Origin of the sequence: Arenicella sp. 4NH20-0111, from assembly GCF_040366405.1 — a bacterium.
Lineage (GTDB): Bacteria > Pseudomonadota > Gammaproteobacteria > Arenicellales > Arenicellaceae > Arenicella.
Window position 1 is genome coordinate 500,134 of record NZ_BAABWF010000002.1, and the last position, 20,100, is coordinate 520,233.

The 20,100-nt window shown below is 46.8% G+C and carries 14 protein-coding genes; 12 read left to right on the top strand and 2 right to left on the bottom strand.

Annotated elements, in window-relative coordinates:
• The first annotated feature begins 1 nt into the window (after position 1).
• From phnL to ABWW54_RS06300, 5 genes are all read left to right on the top strand, one after another.
• A complete protein-coding gene (gene phnL, locus ABWW54_RS06280; RefSeq protein WP_353411272.1) occupies positions 2 to 724 on the top strand; it encodes a phosphonate C-P lyase system protein PhnL in 723 nt (240 codons plus the stop codon).
• A gap of 1 nt (position 725) precedes the next feature.
• The gene (locus ABWW54_RS06285) at positions 726 to 1,883 is read left to right on the top strand and encodes an alpha-D-ribose 1-methylphosphonate 5-triphosphate diphosphatase (protein ID WP_353411274.1); all 1,158 of its coding nucleotides are present in this window, start codon (positions 726 to 728) and stop codon (positions 1,881 to 1,883) included.
• Entirely contained in the window at positions 1,876 to 2,442 is a 567-nt protein-coding gene (gene phnN / locus ABWW54_RS06290; protein WP_353411276.1) for a phosphonate metabolism protein/1,5-bisphosphokinase (PRPP-forming) PhnN, read from the top strand. The genes ABWW54_RS06285 and phnN overlap by 8 nt, the downstream gene beginning before the upstream one ends.
• Before the next feature lie 7 nt (positions 2,443 to 2,449).
• Positions 2,450 to 3,247, top strand: a complete 798-nt coding sequence (gene phnP / locus ABWW54_RS06295) for a phosphonate metabolism protein PhnP (protein ID WP_353411278.1) — start codon at positions 2,450 to 2,452, stop codon at positions 3,245 to 3,247.
• Between the two features lie 105 nt (positions 3,248 to 3,352).
• Positions 3,353 to 4,381 (top strand): OprO/OprP family phosphate-selective porin, encoded by a 1,029-nt coding sequence (locus tag ABWW54_RS06300; RefSeq protein ID WP_353411280.1) that lies wholly within the window; start codon positions 3,353 to 3,355, stop codon positions 4,379 to 4,381.
• Positions 4,382 to 4,863: 482 nt separating this feature from the next.
• Here ABWW54_RS06300 and ABWW54_RS06305 read toward each other — a convergent pair whose 3' ends face one another.
• On the bottom strand, positions 4,864 to 9,366 hold the full coding sequence (locus ABWW54_RS06305; RefSeq protein WP_353411282.1) for a beta strand repeat-containing protein: 4,503 nt from the start codon (positions 9,364 to 9,366) through the stop codon (positions 4,864 to 4,866).
• An 848-nt stretch (positions 9,367 to 10,214) separates the two neighbouring features.
• Between ABWW54_RS06305 and ABWW54_RS06310 the strand changes: the two genes are divergently transcribed.
• Positions 10,215 to 11,465 (top strand): alpha/beta hydrolase, encoded by a 1,251-nt coding sequence (locus tag ABWW54_RS06310; RefSeq protein WP_353411284.1) that lies wholly within the window; start codon positions 10,215 to 10,217, stop codon positions 11,463 to 11,465.
• Between the two features lie 8 nt (positions 11,466 to 11,473).
• A complete protein-coding gene (locus tag ABWW54_RS06315) occupies positions 11,474 to 12,049 on the top strand; it encodes a DUF4136 domain-containing protein (protein ID WP_353411286.1) in 576 nt (191 codons plus the stop codon).
• Here ABWW54_RS06315 and ABWW54_RS06320 read toward each other — a convergent pair.
• Entirely contained in the window at positions 12,039 to 12,482 is a 444-nt protein-coding gene (locus ABWW54_RS06320) for an ion channel (protein ID WP_353411288.1), read from the bottom strand. The genes ABWW54_RS06315 and ABWW54_RS06320 overlap by 11 nt on opposite strands.
• 101 nt (positions 12,483 to 12,583) lie before the next feature.
• On the opposite strand from ABWW54_RS06320, the gene ABWW54_RS06325 reads away from it, so the two are divergent.
• The 5 genes from ABWW54_RS06325 to ABWW54_RS06345 all read left to right on the top strand — a co-directional run bounded on the left by ABWW54_RS06325 (position 12,584) and on the right by ABWW54_RS06345 (position 20,094).
• Complete coding sequence (locus ABWW54_RS06325) at positions 12,584 to 13,660, top strand: efflux RND transporter periplasmic adaptor subunit (protein WP_353411289.1); 1,077 nt, start codon at positions 12,584 to 12,586, stop codon at positions 13,658 to 13,660.
• A 31-nt stretch (positions 13,661 to 13,691) separates the two neighbouring features.
• The gene (locus ABWW54_RS06330; RefSeq protein ID WP_353411604.1) at positions 13,692 to 16,748 is read left to right on the top strand and encodes an efflux RND transporter permease subunit; all 3,057 of its coding nucleotides are present in this window, start codon (positions 13,692 to 13,694) and stop codon (positions 16,746 to 16,748) included.
• Positions 16,749 to 18,164, top strand: a complete 1,416-nt coding sequence (locus ABWW54_RS06335; RefSeq protein WP_353411291.1) for an efflux transporter outer membrane subunit — start codon at positions 16,749 to 16,751, stop codon at positions 18,162 to 18,164.
• Positions 18,164 to 19,372, top strand: coding sequence for a sodium/glutamate symporter (gene gltS / locus ABWW54_RS06340; protein WP_353411605.1), 1,209 nt, complete (start codon positions 18,164 to 18,166; stop codon positions 19,370 to 19,372). Before ABWW54_RS06335 ends, gltS begins: the two co-directional genes overlap by 1 nt.
• Positions 19,373 to 19,488: 116 nt before the next feature.
• On the top strand, positions 19,489 to 20,094 hold the full coding sequence (locus ABWW54_RS06345; protein ID WP_353411293.1) for a DUF4136 domain-containing protein: 606 nt from the start codon (positions 19,489 to 19,491) through the stop codon (positions 20,092 to 20,094).
• The last annotated feature ends 6 nt before the right edge of the window (positions 20,095 to 20,100 follow it).

Sequence of the window (20,100 nt, forward strand, 5' to 3'; positions counted from 1 at the left end):
AATGAAAGAAACTGTTTTGAAAATCGAGAATTTTTCTAAGTCATTTGAAATGCATGACCAAAGTAAATTGATACCGTCCTCGAGTAATGTCAATTTATCGGTTGTGGCCGGTAAGCTTACGGCATTGGTCGGCCCAACTGGTGCTGGCAAATCAACGGTGCTAAAAAGTATCTATCGCACGTATCTTCCGAGTTCTGGGCGACTTCTTTACACCACACGAACATCAAACACGATTGATCTTGCCCTAGCTGATGACCATCAAATATTGGGCTTACGTGAGAATGAAATTGGGTTTGTAACTCAGTTTCTCCGCGCCTTACCACGACAGTCTAGTGAAAACATTGTGGCCGCCCCGCTAATACGAAAAGGCGTAGACAAGTCGTTAGCGATAGAAGCTGCGCGAAAAATGCTGCAAAACTTAGATTTACCCGAAAGGCTCTGGCAACTATCGCCAGCTACGTTTTCTGGCGGCGAAAAACAGCGCGTTAACCTCGCTAGGGGCTTCGTCTGCGAACCCCGTCTTTTGCTGTTAGATGAACCAACTGCGAGTCTTGATGAAGAAACTGCAGAGCGTGTAATAACACAAATCAATGCGTTAAAGAATCGCGGTACGGCCATTCTTGCGATATTCCATTCTCCTCAACTAATTAAACGGCTTGGTGACATTACTGTCGAACTAAGATCGCCCGTCGACCCAGACACTCTTGTTCAAAGAAGGCATTAAGATGACAAACCAATATTACCTAACGGGTGCGCAAATTGTACTCAGTAATGAAGTAGTTAGCGACGCATCGCTATTAATTGATCAAGGTTTTATTCAAAGCATTAATTCTAGTCACGTTAACGGGGCAATAGAAATTGACCTGTCCGGTAAAACACTGCTGCCTGGGATGATTGATTTGCATTGCGATGCGTTAGAAAAAGAGGTGGAACCTCGCCCTAACGTACATTTTCCTCTGGATTTCGCGATCGCTCAGGCCGATAAACGTAATGCGGCCGCGGGTGTGACCACTATTTTCCATGCCTTATCGTTCGCCAACGAGGAGTTAGGCGTTCGCAATAATGAGTTTGCCGCCGAGATTGTGCGATCGGTAAACCAATGGCAACGCAATGCACTAGTGGACAATAGAGTGCATTGCCGCTACGAGGTAACCGACGAGTCTGGACTAGAGCAGCTCATGAGCTTGCTCAATGATAAGTCGATGCACCTTCTTTCCTTGATGGATCACACGCCAGGGCAGGGACAGTTTAAGGACCTCGCCGCCTATCGCGATTATCTCAGTCGCACGTATAAAACCAGCGACGAAAAACTCGATGAAATAGTTGACCGCAAACAACTGGCCGCTAGTGGCGCTATGTCGCGCGTAGAAAAGCTTATAAAGTGCGCACAAAAAAATAAAATCTCAGTGGCGAGTCATGATGATGATAATCAGCAGCGAGTAGATACGATGCATGGTTTGGGGGTCACCATTTCCGAATTCCCAATTGATCTCGATACTGCGAAATACGCTCAAGACAAGGGACTCAAGACTATCGTTGGCGCACCTAATATTTTGCGAGGTAAAAGTCAATCAGGGTCGATGCGTGCGGTCGACGCTATTAATGCAGGCGTTGCCGACTGTCTTTGTGCCGACTATTCACCGGCCGCATTATTGGCGGCCGTCTTCAAGCTGCCCAGTATTACGGACTTGTCGTTGCCCGACGCAATAAACCTAGTGTCACTTAACCCTGCAAACGCTGTTGGTCTATTAGACCGAGGCGAAATTTCGGTTGGCAAACGTGCAGATTTAGTGGCTGTTGCGCACTTTGGTGACCTTGCTCAAGCATCACACACCTGGTCGGCGGGAAAATTAGTTTATCAAACGAGTTACGGAAATGAGTAAAGCAGCTCACAATAGTAAGAACCTCATTTACATTATGGGCGCGTCAGGGGTCGGCAAAGACAGCCTATTGCATTACGCAAGAAATGAATTGGTTTCACAATCAAGGTTGGTTTTCGCACATCGATACATCACTAGACCGGTAGATCTAAATGGTGAAAACCATATCGCTCTATCAAAAGATGAATTCGAGCATCGCGATCAAGCAGGGTGTTTTGCGATGACTTGGGGTGCGCACAGCAATCAATACGGCATCGGCATCGAAATTGATCGATGGCTGACTAATGGTCTGACCGTCATTGTTAACGGCTCGCGCGACTACTTTGGGCAGGCGATAGAGAAATACCCAGAGTTAAAACCAATTTTAATTGTAGCTTCAAAAGACACAGTTAGAGAGCGACTCGTTAAGCGTGCCCGAGAGACGGATGATCAGATTGAGCAACGATTAAAGAGAGTACGTAGCGTTGACTACGGGATCAAAAATATAGTTCACACAATCGACAATAATGGTTCACTTGCCGCTGCTGGTAAGCAGTTATGCAACCATATACGGTGTAGATAGGCCCATTATGCGACTTACTGTTTTAGGAAGCGGCAGTGTTCACGGAGCGCCAGTGTTAGGCTGCGAATGTGCTGCATGTTATCGCGCTCGAAATCACATAGAGTATGCGCGTGCGGAAACATCTGCGTTACTCGAAGAAGATGGATTTCGAATTGTTATCGATGCTGGTCTACCTAACTTGCAAGATTACTTTTCTAAGTTCTCTCTCGATAACATCCTCTTAACTCATTATCATATGGACCATGTGATGGGCTTATTTAAGTTGCGTTGGGGGTGCAATAGAACAATTTCTGTCATTGGTCCAGACGACACGGAAGGTTGCGGTGACTTATTTAAACATCCTGGGATTCTTGATTTTAAGCAAAAAGCCGTTGCATTTAAACGCTTTGAATTAGGCCCATTTCAGATAACGCCACTACCATTGGAGCATTCAAAGCTCACGTATGGGTATTTCATTGAGTCAATCTATGACAACTCTCAAAATTTAGCTTATCTCACCGATACAGTTGGCCTATCAGACGAGGTCACCAGATTTCTGCAAAAAAAAGAAATAGGGCTTGCCATTATCGACGCTAGCGAGCCACCCAGAGACGAGCCACCCAGAAATCATAATGACCTGACCATGGCGCTGAATATTCACGATCAGATACAACCGGTTAACAGCGTGCTAACTCATATAGGGCACGAACTAGACGTTTGGTTCGAGGAAAACCCAATCAGCTTACCGAACAATGTCACGGTTGCTAGAGATGGTCAATCCTATCACCTTGGTATCGAAGAGAAACTTTGCCATGTTTCTAGTTGAACACATTTCCAATTTTCATCTTGTCGACAACCGTCGATAAGCCTTTTAACTATTTTTCCATTATTACGTTTTTTAATTTACACATTAGAGGTTAGAAAGAGTTCCATGAAAACTAAATTAGCATTAGCAGTATTTTCCACATTGGCCATGATGTCGAGTACGGCCAATGCCGAGGTCAAAGTCTCCACCAAGGGTGGGTTAAAGGTAAGCAGCGGCGATTTCAATTTTTCGGTCGGCGGTCGTATTATGTACGATTACAACAAGGCGGAAGAAAACGGCGTAACTGACGAAGACGGCTTTAATTTACGTCGTGGCCGTATCGCTATCAAGGGTAACATCGCTAAAGACTGGAAGTTTAAAAGTCAGTTCAATACCAACGGTAGCGGCGTTGAAGATTTATATTTAACGTATACGGGCTGGGGTAGCGGCGCAAACGTTACTGTGGGTAATTTTATTCAACCGTTTGGCCTAGAGCAGATTACAAGTTCAAAGGACATCAGTGTGCTTGAGCGCTCGGCCGCCACGGAACAATACGCACTCGGTCGGCAAGAAGGTATTAAGTTTCATGGTAAATCTGGCAATTCTACCTACGCGGCCTCTATATTTTATGATGATGTAAATGATAATGAAGAAGGCGAAGAAACAGGCTTTGCTGCTCGTTATACGATTGCGCCAATAAAGTCAGACTCGAGTGTTGTCCATCTTGGCTTAGCTTATAGGGATATCGACGATGAAAGTGCGTTGGGTTTTGAGGCAGCAGCCACTTCAGGCCCGTTTCATATTCAAGCAGAGTATATGGATGGCGAACAAGGTACTGATGATATCAGTGGCTATTATGTTCAAGCTGGTTATATTCTAACCGGCGAATCAAGACCGTACAAAGGCGGGATATTCAAGCGTGTTAAACCAAAGGGCAATTCTGGCGCCTGGGAAGTTGTTGCGCGTTATGAAGATGGAGATGCCAACTACAGCGACATTGAATTGGGTCGTACCGACGCCACTTCCTACACACTAGGCGTGAACTGGTACGCACACAAAAATATTCGGTTCGGCGTCAATTATACTGACGGTGAAGATAACTTGAGCAACGATGACGGCAGTGAGTTCCGGGTTAGATTCCAACTAACATTCTAGTTATTAGAAGCTCACACAAAAGAAGCCAAGCTACAGTGGATGTAGCTTGGCTTAGCGGTGGGTAAAAGAGGGCGTTATGTAATAGATATAGCGCGTAATCCGGCTCTCCCTAGAAAATTATTTCGATTAACGTCTAGCGCGAATATTTTCCAAAAAGGCGACTCATATAAGCTATTGCCAATTCCTGTGAATATCCTGAAGATGCTAGAGGAATAGAAAAAAACGCTTCGACGTGAAATCCATTTATGTTTTCAGCTCGGTGAAAAATAACACAACAGGTGTGAATACAACGGGGCACGACTAGGCCAAGTTCTTGCATTCTTTTCAGCGGCGCAAAGTTGAGCATTCTGGCCACTCAATAGCGCCTGCGATACGATTCAATGCGCCTACTTCGGTTTGAATGATACTGCGCTCACGAATTAGCGCAGTATCCTATTTGCTAATAGCTGCCTTACACTGACTTTCCTATGGCCAACTCACCATTACAGACAAATAACCGCGACTCCTCTATTTTTAGTTTTAATAGGAAAACACATTTCATCTTCGCATAGCGATAGGTTTTGATCTTGATTCTCAACAAGCGGGCAGTTATCAATGTTGTCAGGTATCTCGTCATTGTCATCATCTAAATCCCCAGTATCACACATGCCGTCACCGTCAGTGTCTAAGCCGTCATCGTTAGGCGCGAAGGTAGACGAGCTGCAATCGTCACAAGAATCCAAATCAGTGTCTTGGCAGACCAGTGGGTCTAAATCGTTGGTGTCGGTACCTGAGGTAACTTGATCGTTATCGGCGTCACTGTCACAGACATCGCCTGCGCCGTCGCTATCGAGATCGGCTTGATCGGCATTAGCTCGGTATGGGCAATTATCGGATGCATTTATAATCGTGTCATTGTCGAGATCTGGCCTGTCGACGATTTTAATCGTTTGGCTCAGAAAGCCGTCATAGCCAATACCTCGAGAAACGACAATGACTAACACAGTCGCTGACTCATTGCCTTCTATAACTGCGTCTGATAAAACCGTGAAGGTCTCACTGCCAGATGTGCCGCCATCTGGAATGGTGATGGTGCGGTTGCTGAGTATGTAGTCAACACCATCGATCGCGGTACCTAAGGTGATTAAAGATAAAGTTTGGTCGCCGCCCACTGGCCGTGCTGAAGTGCCAGTTAGGGTAATCACCGTGCCATCGTCCTCAGCCCCAATAAGAGCGGAAGCATTAAGACTGACTAAGTTAGGGTCATCAAAATCCACACCCAAATTACTGCTTGCTGGTCCGCTGGCATTAACTATGTTATTGGCCGAGACGGCACTAAACACATTGTCGGTAAAATCGAACGTTATATCGCTAATGTCGTTTGCATCGATGTGAACGTCGGCGTTGCCAGACAACGTTAGGGTTAAGACTGTATCGGCCGATGCCGTCATTACCCTGTTAGCACCCAAGAATGCAACAGCCACAAACTGATCATTGCCATAGACCACAGAGATCCATTCACTTATATCGGCGGCCGCTCTTGACACCCATGTAATGCCATCTTCGGAGGTCATCACCCGATTAATACCCGTTTGCGCTACAGACACAAACTGGCCATTGCCATAGCTCACCGAGTTCCAAGCGTTGCCTTCGGCGGCGGTTCGTGCAGTCCAAGTAATACCATCGGGAGACGTCATCACTCGATTCGTACCATTAGACGCGACAGCCACAAACTGCCCATTGCCATAAGTGACCGAGTTCCAAGCGTTGCCTTCGGCGGCGGCTTGTGGTGTCCAGATAATACCATTAGGCGAGGTCATCACACGATCTGCGCCACTGCTCGCCACGGCCACAAACAGCCCATTGCCGTAGGTCACCGAGCTCCAAAAATTGGCTTGTGCGCCAGTTCTTGAAGTCCACGTAATACCGTCTGGGGAGGTCATTACTCGATTGACACCGAGTTGCGCTATGGCCACAAATTGACCATTACCATAGGTCACCGCGACCCACTCACTGGCCTCGGCAGCCACTCTGGGCGTCCAGTTGATGCCGTCGGGCGACGTCATTACTCGATTGACACCGTTCTGCGCCACAGCGACAAACATGCCATTGCCAAAACTTACCGAGGTCCAAAAATTATCCTCCGCAGCGGCTCTGGGTGTCCAAGTAACGCCATCGGGCGACGTCATCACGCGATTTGCGCCACTTATCGCCACAGCCACAAACAGCCCATTACCATAGGCGACTGATTGCCATTGGTTTGCCTCGGCCGCGGATTGAGCCGACCAATTAGCGGTTTCGGGTACTACGCTCAAGGTTGGTATCAGGCCTGGGGGGATATTTCCCAGAACGATATCGGGATCCTCAAGGAGTGGAAAAAGATAACCAACATCGGCATCCATAATGAGTTGGGAGACGTAACTGTCGCCTGACAAAGTTGCGGTGATCGAACCGCTGACGGAGCCATCATCGGCCGCACTCTCATCGAACCCGCTGCCTCCAAAGGTAATGTTGGGGGGATTGTTAAAATCAATCCCTAAATTTGAACTCACTGGCCCGATTGCATTAACAATGTTAGTAGCCAATACGGACTTAAAGGCACTGTCGGTAAAACCAAAGGTAATATCAGCAACGTCGTTAGCATCAAGATGAACATCGGCATTCCCAGACAGCGTTAATACTCCGACAATATCCGCGGATGCACTCATCACGCGGTTGACACCCGATTCCGCAACGGCAACAAAAAGGTCACTACCATAGATCACAGATGTCCACTCATTAGACTCGGCGGCGGCGATTGCCGTCCAGGATATGCCATCGAGTGAGGTCATTACTCGATTCATTCCATCATTCGCCACGGCCACAAACTGGCTATTGCCATAGGTAACTGAGCTCCAAGCATTCGCCTCGGCAGCTGTTCGTGTCGTCCACGTGATGCCATCGGGCGAAGTCATCACGCGATTTGTACCAATTGTCCCCACGACCACAAACTGGCCATTGCCGTAGGTCACCGAAGTCCAAATATTCGTCTCTGCGGCAGTTTGTGCACTCCAAATGATGCCATCAGGTGACGTCATTACCCGATTAAGGCCACTGGACGCGACGGCCACAAATAGACCGTTACCATACGTCACCGCTCTCCAAGGGTTATCTTCAGCAGCGACTCTTGCGGTCCAAGTGATGCCATCAGGAGACGTCATTACCCGATTCGTGCCAGTTATTGCCACGGCGACAAACTGGCCATTGCCATAGGTCACCGAAGTCCAAAAATTTTCGGCGGCGGCGATTCTTGCGGTCCAAGTGATGCCATCAGGTGACGTCATTACTCGGTTCGAACCAAGAACCCCCACGGCCACAAACTGGCCATTACCATAGGTTACCGAGGTCCAAAAATTTTGTTCGGCGGCCGTTCTTGCGGTCCAAGTGATGCCGTCGAGCGAGGTCATCACATTATTTGTACCAAGCGCGGACACCGCCACAAACACCCCATTACCATAGGCTACCGATTTCCAAGTGTTGGTTTCCGCGGCTAGCTGAGTTTCCCAACTAGCCGTTCCTTGCACAACCCCGATGGATGGTATGAGACCGTCGGGAATATTGCCCAAGGTGAGGTCGGTGGTGATGTTCAGAGAGGGAAGGTAACTATCACCTGATAAGGTAGCCGTTAGAGAGCCCGTGACTGAACCATCATTGGCTGAGGTTTCATTAAAACCACCGCCGTATGTGATGTTTGGAGGCGCATTAAAGTCCACGCCAAAGTTTGAACTCGCTGGGCCAGTCGCATCGCTAACATTGGCAGCCAATAGGGTACTAAACGCGCTGTCGGCAAAGTCAAAAGTAATATTACTAACGTCATTTGCATCTGTGTGAGTGCTGGCATTGCCAGAAAGGGTTAAGGTTGCAACGGCATCAGCGGCGGCTCTCATCACTCTATTTGTGCCACTGCTGGCTACGGCCACAAATTGGCCTTTGCCGAGTGCTACGCCATTCCAACTATTTGCCTCAGTGGCGACTTTGGGAGTCCAAATGATGCCATCAGCGGAAGTCATTACGCGGTTTGTGCCATTTCTTGCTAACGCCACAAATTGGCCGTTGCCATACGTCACCGAACTCCAAAAGTTGGCTTCGGCAGCGGCCCTGGGTGTCCAGGTAATGCCGTCGGGCGAAGTCATCACCCGATTCGTTCCATTTCCGCCTACGGCCACAAACAGTCCATCGCCGTAGGTCACTGATTGCCAGAAATTGGCCTCGGCAGCGACTCTTGAGGTCCAAGTAATGCCATCAGGCGAGGTCATTACGCGATTCGTACCATTTATTGCTACCGCCACAAACAATCCATTGCCGTAGGTCACTGTTTGCCAGACATTAGCCTCAGAAGCAGCTCTTGAGGTCCAAGTAATGCCATCAGGCGAGGTTATAACACGATTCGTACCATTTCCTGCCACGGCCACAAACAGTCCATTACCATAGGTCACTGAGTTCCAAAAGTGACCTTCGACGGCGGCGGACCTAACAGGGGTCCATGTAATACCATCCGGCGAAGTCATTGCTAGACGAGTACCTACACTAGCCACAGCCACAAATTTACCGTTGCCATAGGTCACTGAGGTCCAAGAGTTCGCATCTGTCGCGGCTCTTGCGGTCCAATTAACGCCATCGGGGGAGGTCATTACGCGATTCGTGCCACTTCCTGCCACGGCCACAAACAGTCCATCGCCATAGGTCACCGAATTCCAGGAACTCGCCTCGGTGGCAGCTTGTGCCGCCCAATTAGTTGCGCTCGGAACAACACTGATAGACGGCATTAAACCCGCAGGGATATTGCCCAGAGTGACATCGGTATTAATGTCGAGTGGAGTGAGGTAGTTGTCACCGGATAGGGTGGCTTTTATAGAACCCGTGACTGAGCCATCATTCGCTGAGGTTTCGGTAAAATCGCCTCCAGAATAGGTGATGGACTGCGCCTGCGATTTTAGGGGTAGTATCAATATAATGATACTCAGCATAACCGCCATAAAAGACAGTTTTATGAATGTTAAACCGCCGCCGACAGGCGCTGATGCTCGAATTTCTGAGCGGAATTTGCGGCCAGTAAACACTAATCCGAAAAAAACTTCATTTGACCGCACACTAAATTTACTCGCCCCACAATGCATATTGCCCTGCCTCTTAGTCAGTCTAATTATCGTTTTGCTTGATCACACCATAGAGAGATATGAGTCAAAACCGACGGTAAGGGCGACTGGCTAATTCTGATTGCTAAATATGGGCAGTCTCAAGATAGATTCTTTTGGCAATAATAGATAGCGACTTTAGTCCAATTACTCTGGACAAACAGCTAAAGTACTTATTATCAAAGGAAAAGACACGGTGGATTCAAAATAGCGTGACCGCGTAAGAATTGTTCCACAAACGGAATTTGATAGAAAAATAAAGTGGCGCACTAGGCCGCAGACGTCCTTTATCTTTCTTCGCTCAATAATCATTGTTTTGATGATTTTTTGTGCGATTCATTATTCTAAGAATCCGTGAGTTACTATAGTAAACGGCGCTTAAATTTACTGACATTTCCGGTGCTCGCAACACTCTCTCAGTCCGGGCAAGCAAGCTATCGCTTTTATCGTGAAGGAATTAGAAAAGGGTGTTTCAAAAAACAATCTTAGTAATGACCCAAATTGATCAGCAGTTGTACCTTCTTGATCGATCGCTTTTTTATCTCCCTGATAGAATGCTTTAAAGTGTTTTATTGAAGCTAGGGCTATTAGTTTCGGGTGATTTAAAGGAGACTCGATTGACCGCGCTTTGTTTAACTTTTATCTTATAAACTTAAGTAATTAAACCTAGCAATCAATCTGTGAAGAAACGCATTCAAAGTGTATTAAAGCTGTTTACCTTACTAACAATGGCCTTGCACCTTATGGCTTGTGTTCAAACGAGTGCTCAGCGTTTGAAGCTAATGCCTACACCGCTAATCTACACCAATGCTGTTACACAAAGCCTAGCGTCTGCAGAGCTATCCGCTGATGCTCCCTATGAGGGCGTTCTTTACATTACAGATCGTGCTCCTGTTTCGATAGAAAAACGTATTGATAAACTCAAAGAATATTCCAAGGAACGAAATCCGTTTTTTAGCGCAGGCCTGAATTCTGTGGTTTTGAACCAGTATGGTAAGCATCAGCTGTCTATTTCTAAGGTCGAAACCTTTGGCGTTTTGAAATCGGCGTTACCGTTTGGTCGATTGACTGATTTGGATGAACTCGAGCAAGCTAAGGGCGGCGATAAGCGTTTAATTAGCTTAATCGATCAAAAACTTGAAGTGTCTCAGCAAAAAGATATTTTCATTTATGTTCACGGCGCACACGATAGTTTTGATAGCCCGCCGTTAGTCGCTGGAGAGCTTTGGCACTACCTTGGCTATGAAGGTGTAATGATCAATTTCCTTTGGCCTGCTACAACAGCACGATTCGGCTATTTCAAAGATACTGAAAATGCTCAAGTTAGCGGCCATAACTTGGGCAAGCTTATTGGGTATTTGGCGGATAATACAACAGCCAGAAAAATTCACCTCGTGAGCCATAGCGCTGGTGGTCGCTTAGTTGTCACGGCATTGCGAGAACTAGCAATCGCCAAAGATAATGTTGGAGGGAAAATAGGCAATGCGATGTTGATTGCCAGTGACCTGAACCCAACGGTTTTTGCAATTGCGATCTCTGATGGAATCGCTGAGCTACCAAGCCGCTTAACAGTATATGGTTCTACTAAAGACACCGCCTTGGGCGTTTCTAGTTTTCTATTTAAGGAGCTTAGGCTAGGGCAATTGAAAGAGGATGAAACATTACCTGCCCACCTCATTGAACTGTTCGATAACAGTAATATCGATGTCATAGATGTTTCGGGTGCCCCTAAGATATTAGCGTCTCATGGTCACTCGTATTTTCGATCCAGCCCGTGGGTTAGTAGTGATGTTATTTCAGTACTTAGGTTTGGTTTGGTTCCTAGCCAACGAGGTTTGAGCCGTGAACAAGGGCGTGTTGCCTGGAAGTTCCCAATGTCATATGTTGACGATATTGAGAACCTAACATTGAACGAAATCTTTAAGAATTAGAGATATACATGATGAAAAAGAGTTATTTACTAATAAGCCTATTGTTAGGTGCTTGCGTGAGTACACCGTCGGTTTATCAAGATTACAACCGGTCGCTTTCATTCAGCTCATATAAAACATTTTCTTGGGCGCATAATCCACCCTTAGTTGTCTCGGGAGATTTGCCTGTTTCTAAAGGAACAGAAGTTAAAGCCACGCAAGCGATAAAAGATGAGTTGCAAGCTAAAGGCTTTAAATTTGTCGACAGCTCTGAGGGCGCTACCTTTTTAGTTGCCTACACGCTAGGCGCTCGAAGCAATGCCAAAATTTACCAAACAGGGTCTAGTGTTTATGACAACAAAGAAAATTGGTTGTGGGGTAAGCAATACCACTCTTATTATTTTGACATGGTTGTAGATGAAGATTTTCGAGGTGCCTATACCAAAGGAGTTATCGCGATAGATATCTTTGATACCGAATTAAAGGCACCTGTTTGGCATGGCAAAGCGTCAAAGTCGCTAGATGAATCAGAAATCTCGCCGGATGGTGGTTCTGTTGTCGAAGCCGTAAAGGCCGTGTTGTCTAACTTTCCGCCTAAGCATTAGGCTTTGTTTTAGATGACATCGCTAATAGTACTTGTCGCAATGTTTCCACTAGCACGGCTGTATTCAGCCCGAAGAGTAGAAGGCCGTTTGCGGCTATCATGCCCGAAAGAAGCCGCCAATTTTCTCCTAAGATCAAATCACCAAAACCGAGAGACGTAAAAGCTACCATAGAAAAATAGAGGGCTTCCTCTAACGAACTAAATGACCCAAGGCCAAAAAGGGTGAACGCCCAAAGCCAGGTAACAATGCTAAATGCCAACAGTAACCAGAGAGTGATACCGATTAAGTAAAACATCATAGCCAGCAAGTTGGACGAAAATACTTTAGTTTCACCCAGCTTGTTCATTCTCTGCACTGCAATAAATATGAAAATAACTTCAATGATGATGCTCAACGTAACGACAATCGAACCAATGAAAAGTTGTAGTAGCATGACTGTATTCCAAAATTTAAGATAAATGGCACGCTATTAAAGGCTGCGCCACTTAATTAACTGATCTATTAAACGATCTTATTAAACCGAGAGTAACAAAAATGACCGTCCACAGCAGATTGATTCTAGATACAAGCAAGTTAATAGGTGCGTTTGCCCTAATACTCACTTTATCAGCGTGCGAGCAGGCCGCCGAACCTGAGCAAGTTGATGTAGTTCGTCCTGCGAAGTTAATCACGGTGAGCTCCTCTAGTAACGTGAAGAACTATAATTTTCCTGCGGTTATTGAAGCGGCCTCGTCACGAGATTTAGCGTTTCAGGTTTCTGGGCAGTTGATCGAGCTACGCGTTAACCCTAGTGATCAAGTTAAGAAAGGCGACGTAATCGCCAAACTCGATCAGCGCCAGTTTCGAAATGAACTTCAATCAGCACAAACTCAGCTTGATAATGCTAAGTCTGAGTTTGAGCGCGCGGAACGCCTTATAGCTCAAGACGCTATTGCTAAAAATGTCTTCGAGCAGCGTAAATCACAATTTGAGATTGCATCGGCGCAGCTGGATAATGCTAAAAAAGCGCTTGAGGACACGGTTCTTTATTCACCATTTGATGGTGGTGTGGCAGCGAAACTCGCTAGTGAACTCGAGACCGTTGGGCCGTCAACGCCGATCATAACCTTACAGACAATTGGCGCTGCAGAAGCGGTGGTTAAAATTCCTGCGAACCTCGTAGCTAAGTCAAAGCAAATTAACCCCATTGAAACAGTGGTATTACTTGATGCCGCACCAGAAACTCCAATGAAGGCTGAGATTCTTGAAGCCTCAGGTTTAGCAGATGAGAAGTCACAGACCTTTGAGGCTAAGTTTGGCTTCACGCCACCTGAGTCTCTAAGAATACTGCCTGGCATGACCGGTGTCGTTAGATCAAAACTGTCGTTCGCCAACGGTGCAGAACCACAGATAACTATCCCCCTTAATGCGGTTCTCAGCGATGGCGCAGGCCAATATGTTTGGCTTGCCAGTGGTGAGCCTATGACCGTCGCTAGACGCGATGTAACGGTCGGCGCAAGCGTTGGTGAGTCATTAGCTATCGAGAGCGGCTTGGTCGACGGAGATGTGATTGTTGGTGCGGGTGCGTCGTATTTATTTGAAGGCATGAAAATTCGCCGACTCGAAGACTAACATTAAGGTTTAAGGCTAGGGCATAGATATGATGAATCCAGGCATCTTCGCGATGAAAAATCGCCTAATTACGATGATCGTAATTTTGGCATCACTGCTAGGCGGTTGGTACGCCTATGAAAACATGGCTCGGTTTGAAGACCCCGAGTTTACAATCCGTACTGCGGTAATTATTACTCAATACCCAGGTGCTACGCCGACCGAAGTGGCGAATGAAATTACCGAGCCTCTAGAGACGGCAATTCAGCAACTACAAGAAGTCGAAGAGATTACCTCAACGTCGTCGGCAGGCTTATCTCGTATTAATGTTGACATTAAATACGAGTTTTCTCCCTCAAAAGCTGCGCTTCAAGGCATATGGACCAAGCTGCGTAACAAAGTTAACGACGCTCAATCAGCCTTGCCACCGGGCACGCCTGCGTCAATCGTCAATGATGACTTTGGTGATGTATACGGCATCTATTATTTAATCACCGGCGAGGGCTACTCATACAAAGAGATAGAAAACTACGCGAAAAAGCTACGTACCGATGTTTTGTCTGTTGAAGGCGTCGCTAAAGTGTCTCTCTCCGGTCTGCAAAGTGAAGCTATCTATGTGGAGATATCTCGTGAGCGCGCAAGCTCACTTGGCCTTTCAACCAATCAGGTTTATCAACAGCTCGAGCAGCAAAATGCCGTTAGCTCTGCAGGTAATGTAAAGGCAGGAAACCGTCGACTGATTATTCAGCCCACAGGCTCGATCGACTCAGTAGAAGAAATAGAAAGCCTTGTTATCTCAACTGACAACGCGGGCACAATTGTCTACTTAAGAGATATCGCCAATGTTAGTCGTGAATACCAAACACCATTGCAAAGCGAGCTACGTTACGACGGCAAGCCAGCCATTGGTTTTGGTATCTCAAACGTTACAGGTGCTAACGTCGTAAAGATGGGTAACGCCATTGATGCAAAGCTGGCTGAGGTAGAGTCTCAACGCCCAATCGGCATTGACCTTCATGAGTACTATCATCAAGGCAAAATCACCGATGACGCGGTTCTTAACTTCGCTGTCAACGTGCTTGCTGCGCTGGCGATTGTATTGGTAACACTATTGATCTTCATGGGCCTTAGATCCGCCGTTATTATCGGCGCGGTGTTGTTGTTAACCATCGCGGCGACACTGGCAACAATGTATTTAGCGGATATTCCAATGCATCGAATATCCTTAGGGGCATTGATCATTGCCTTAGGCATGCTAGTCGATAATGCCATTGTGGTGACCGAAGGAATATTGGTCGGCACTCAGCGGGGCAGAAGCAAAATCGACATTACCAAGGAAGTTATTGATCGTTCTATTTGGCCGCTTTTAGGTGGAACACTTGTTGGCATAATTGCTTTCGCGCCAATCGGTTTAGCGCCAGGCTCAACCGCTGAGTACACGGGGCATTTGTTTTGGGTGGTAATGATATCTTTGTTGTTCAGTTGGGTATTCGCGATCACCGCTGTACCTTTTTTGGCAGATCTACTTTTTAAAGAAGTTGATGCACCTGAAGGCGAACAAGTCGAAGGCAAATTCATGTCGGCATATAAGTCCTTCATGAGAAACGTTCTCAAAGTTAAATGGTTGGCTATTGGGGCGGCCGTTGGCTTATTTACTGTGTCGGTATGGGGTTTTCAGTTTGTTAAGTCTGGCTTCTTCCCAGCGTCTACGTCACCACAGATAGTGGTAGACTATTGGTTACCTGAGGGCACTGATATCAGTCAAACGCAGGCCGATATGTTAGCCATCGAAAGAGACTTTGCTGAGTATCCTGAATTCTCCAATGTTCAAACTCTGATTGGCGCAGGGGCATTGCGCTATATGTTGGTCTATAGCAGTGAAAGTGGCAATTCGTCTTATGGACAGTTTCTATTAAAAGTAAAAAAATATGACGATATTAAGGGCTTAGTGCCACGCATCCAATCTTACTTAGATAGTAATTATCCTGATGCACAAGCCAAGGTTTGGCAGTTCCAATTAGGCCCAGGCGGCGGTTCTAAAATTGAAGCGGAATTCAGTGGCCCAGACCCCGTTGTGCTAAGAACCCTTGCCAATGAGGCTAAAGCAATTATGGCCGCTGATGGGCGGGCTATATCCGTTAAAGATGACTGGCGTCAGCCTGTGAGCATTATCCAGCCTGAGTACTCAGCCAATAGGGGGCGCAGACTAGGCATTTCTCGCCAAGACTTATCCAGCGCCTTGTCTACTAATTTTTCTGGTTCCTCAGTGGGCGTATATCGCGAGAAAGACACACTTATTCCCATTGTTGCACGTGCGCCTAAAGACGAACGCGTTGATGCCAATAGTATTGATCAAATTCAAATAATCAGCCCGGCAACTGGCGCCAGCGTGCCACTAGGGCAAGTCGTTGATGGTATTAACACCGTTTGGCGAGACTCATTGCTTAAACGTGAGAATCGAGTTTGGAAAATTAAAGCCCAGTCAGACCCAATTTCAGGTGATCTGGCATCAGATCTTCAAGCGCGCATCAGGCCTGCGATTGATGCAATTGACCTACCACCTGGCTATAAGCTGAAATGGGGTGGGGAATTCGGTAATAGTAGTGAGGCCAACGGCGACCTTGCAAGCACGTTGCCACTTGGTTTTCTAGCCATGGTGTTGGTGGTGGTTATTTTGTTTAATGCCTTAAGGCAACCTTTAGTCATCTGGTTAACGGTTCCATTGGCATTGATCGGTGTGGTCACAGGCTTGCTTGTCACTGGCACAGCGCTCGAGTTTATGGCCATTCTTGGTTTGCTCAGTCTCTCAGGATTGATGATTAAGAACGCGATTGTGCTGGTCGATCAAATGGACATTGAAATTGGCGAAGGTAAAGCGCGCTTCGACGCAGTAGTCGATTCTGCTGCGAGTAGGGTGCGGCCAGTGATGATGGGTGCATTAACCACGGTACTAGGCGTTATACCACTATTCAGTGATGCGTTTTTCAAGTCTATGGCGGTGGTATTGGTCTTTGGCTTAAGTTTTGCAACGCTGCTCACGCTAGTCGTTGTTCCGGCGTTGTATGCCGCACTTTTTAAAATCAATTCAACTGAAAGCGAGGTTGGTTAAATGAACGCCACTCCGATGATAAATGTTCGAATGTTACTCAAATCTTCAATCGCAGTGAGCGTAGCATTCGCATTAGGTGCTTGCGTTAGTACTGAAAGTGTAGACCGAACGGATGAAGCCAGAGCGGCGGCGAAAAGTAGCTTGCCAAATACACCATCAGCTTGGGCGACGGTTCAACAGAACCCTGGCGAGGTCAAAGTTGGCTGGTTAGACGGTTTTAAAGACGATGTTCTAACGGCCTTAGTTGAAGAAGCGCAAGCAAATAATCTAAACCTCAAGTTAGCGGCGAGCAACATCGATAGCGCGAGAGCATTGTCTCGACAAGCGGCTTCAGCGCTTTCACCTCAAGTTAATTTGACCGCAGGATCAAACCGCTCAGGCACACGAGAAGCGACTGGCAGCAGTAGTCAGGATATCGGCTTACAAGCTGGTTGGGAGCTAGACCTTTGGGGGCGCATTCGTTCTGGCAACCAAGCAGCCGCTCAAAGTGTTATTGCCGCTGAGGCTGATTACAAGTTCGCTCAATACTCTATTGCAGCAAACGTAGCTCAAGCCTACTTTGCCGCGATTGAAGCTAGCCAGCAATTAGACATCGCACAGAAGTCTATCGATACCTTGCTAGAGACAAATCGTATTGTAAAAGTTCAGTACGAAAACGGAGTAGGCGATAAACAAAATCTCGCCCTAGCCGAAGCCGATTTGGCCAGTGCGCAAGATGGCTTAGCGTCTAGCAAGGGTGCTCGTCGTGACGCGATTAGGTCATTAGAATTACTTTTGGGTCGATACCCCGAAGCCGAGTTAAAGGTGAGTCAAAATTTACCCGCGTTGCCAGCAGCAGCGCCAGCTGGCTTGCCATCGGACTTACTTGAACGACGCCCAGATCTCATTGCCGCCGAGCGACGCATAGCTGCGGCCTACAATAAAGTAGACCAAGCTAAAGCCGCAAGGTTACCTAGCGTATCCTTGAGCGGTTCGATTGGAGGTGCATCAAACTCTTTAGGTTCACTACTAGACCCTGGTAACGTTGCATGGCGAGCAGCTTCAAGCTTGTTAGCACCGTTATTCGATGGCGGCCTAACCAAGGCCCAAATCGATGCGAGTACGGCTGATCAACAAGCGGCCATCACCAGCTACACACAAGCTGCCTTGTCGGCATTTGGAGAGGTCGAAACATCGCTTGATCAAAACGTTGTACTACGCCAACGAGTAAGAGCACTGACTGACACACTTAACTCAGCGGAAGAAGCCCTAAGAATTGCCAACATTCAATTTAAAGAAGGCGAGATAGCGTTAATCGATGTTCTATCAATTCAACAACGCGTATTCAGCGCACGCCGCAATTTGATTTCGATTAAACGTGCCATGTTAAGTCAACATGTGAACCTTAATTTGGCATTAGGTGGCAGTTGGAAGTGATGAATTCGTCGCCGGTAATATTAGATAATTTCACGACGTTTACGATTGGCATTCTGGTTTACTTCACCGGAACGTTGCTCAATCGTCGAGTAGCACTTTTACGCGAATTCAATATCCCAGAGCCTGTCACAGGCGGCATTATCGCCTCGCTAGTAGCGCTGGCATTCTTTAGTATTGCCAATATCGAAATCACTTACACACTTGAAATAAGAGATGTTCTATTAATTTATTTCTTCACTGCGGTGGGCCTGAATGCGAGATTAAGTGATTTGATTTCGGGTGGTAAACCGCTGATTATATTGCTGTGTGTCACCTTGCTTTACATCGTTTTCCAAGATGTGGTCGGCGTGGTTACGGCGCACTTTTTAGGTCTACCAAAAGCCATGGGTGTGCTTACGGGCTCGGCATCTTTGATTGGAGGCCACGGCACAGCTATCGCCTGGGCGCCTGAAATTGCACAAAACCATGGTGTGCCAAATGCCCTAGAAGTTGGTGTTGCCGCCGCGACGCTAGGCTTAGTAATGGCCAGTTTGTTAGGTGGGCCAATTGCCAAGCACCTTATGTCTCGCTATAAGCTGAGTGGTCAACAAGATGAAGACTTAAGTGTTGGCACGGCCTACGCCCAAGAGGGCGACGCCACCATTACCCACGTTAACCTAATGGGTGTTCTTCTGGTAATGCACCTCTGCATCATACTGGGCTTTATCTTGAATTTAGGTTTCGCTGGTGTAGGCCTTAAGCTGCCTTTGTTTGTGGCCTGTTTGCTAGTTGCCATTCTTCTATCAAACACAGTTCCTAGTCTATTGCCGAAGTTAGCGTGGCCATCTCATACTCGAGCATTATCCGTGGTATCAGATTTTTCATTGGGCTTATTCATCGCCATGTCGTTAATGTCAATGCAGTTATGGTCTATCGCTGATCTAGCGGGCCCGTTGATGGTCTTACTTGGCTTGCAGGCAATCGCGGCAGTCGTATTTATTCTCTTCGTCTTCTTCAAGTTGATGGGCGGCAATTATCAAGCCGCTGTGTTAAGCGCTGGTTTTGCAGGTTTCTCGCTGGGCGCTACGCCAACGGCAATTGCCAATATGACGGCGGTAACAAAATCACATGGCGCTGCGCCACTGGCGTTTATCATTCTTCCGTTAGTTGGCGCGTTCTTTGTTGATATAAGCAATGCATTCATCATTCAGTTTTTCTTAAACCTCTAATATGTCTTTAATTGATTGTAAGTTGTACAGCACGGATCAGACCTTTTCTCGTTGTGTTGATACTATCTTGAATGAAAATTCTTCAAACACGGGGTTCTCTAACTAGGGCTAATATTATGAAAAACACGACATTTACTAAGTTAACCTTCGTCTTACTTTTTGCATTGCTGGGCAGTGCTTGTTCTTCAACACCCAAAGTATTTTCAGACTTTGACGCAAGCAATGACTTCTCTAACTATAAAACCTTCTCTTGGGCCGACAAGAATTCACCCATGATTTCTGAAGGTTCTTATGCCGTATCAGGCTTAGTAGAGCAACGTATGACTAACTCAATTGTGGCCGAGCTAGAAAGCAAAGGTTTTGTGTTTCTAAGTGGCGGTGGCGAACCTGACTTTACCGTGATGTACACCATGGGCGCTCGAGACAAAATAAGAACACGTATTGAAACCCAAACTAGAACGTATTATTCCGACCCATTTGCATGGACATGGGGCCGGCACTATTACCCGCACTATTATCCGAGCAGAGAACTAATCACTACACGTGTACCTGTAAGCTACACAAAAGGCAGCATTGCTATTGATATTTTCGATGGCAGATCACGTCGCCCAGTTTGGCATACCAATGCGTCTAAAACCTTGAGCAATAGAGAGCTAAATTCGACCGGCTCCGATTCTGCCGAGACCGCGAGAGCGTTACTAGTGAGCTTTCCGCCGCGATAGCTACTT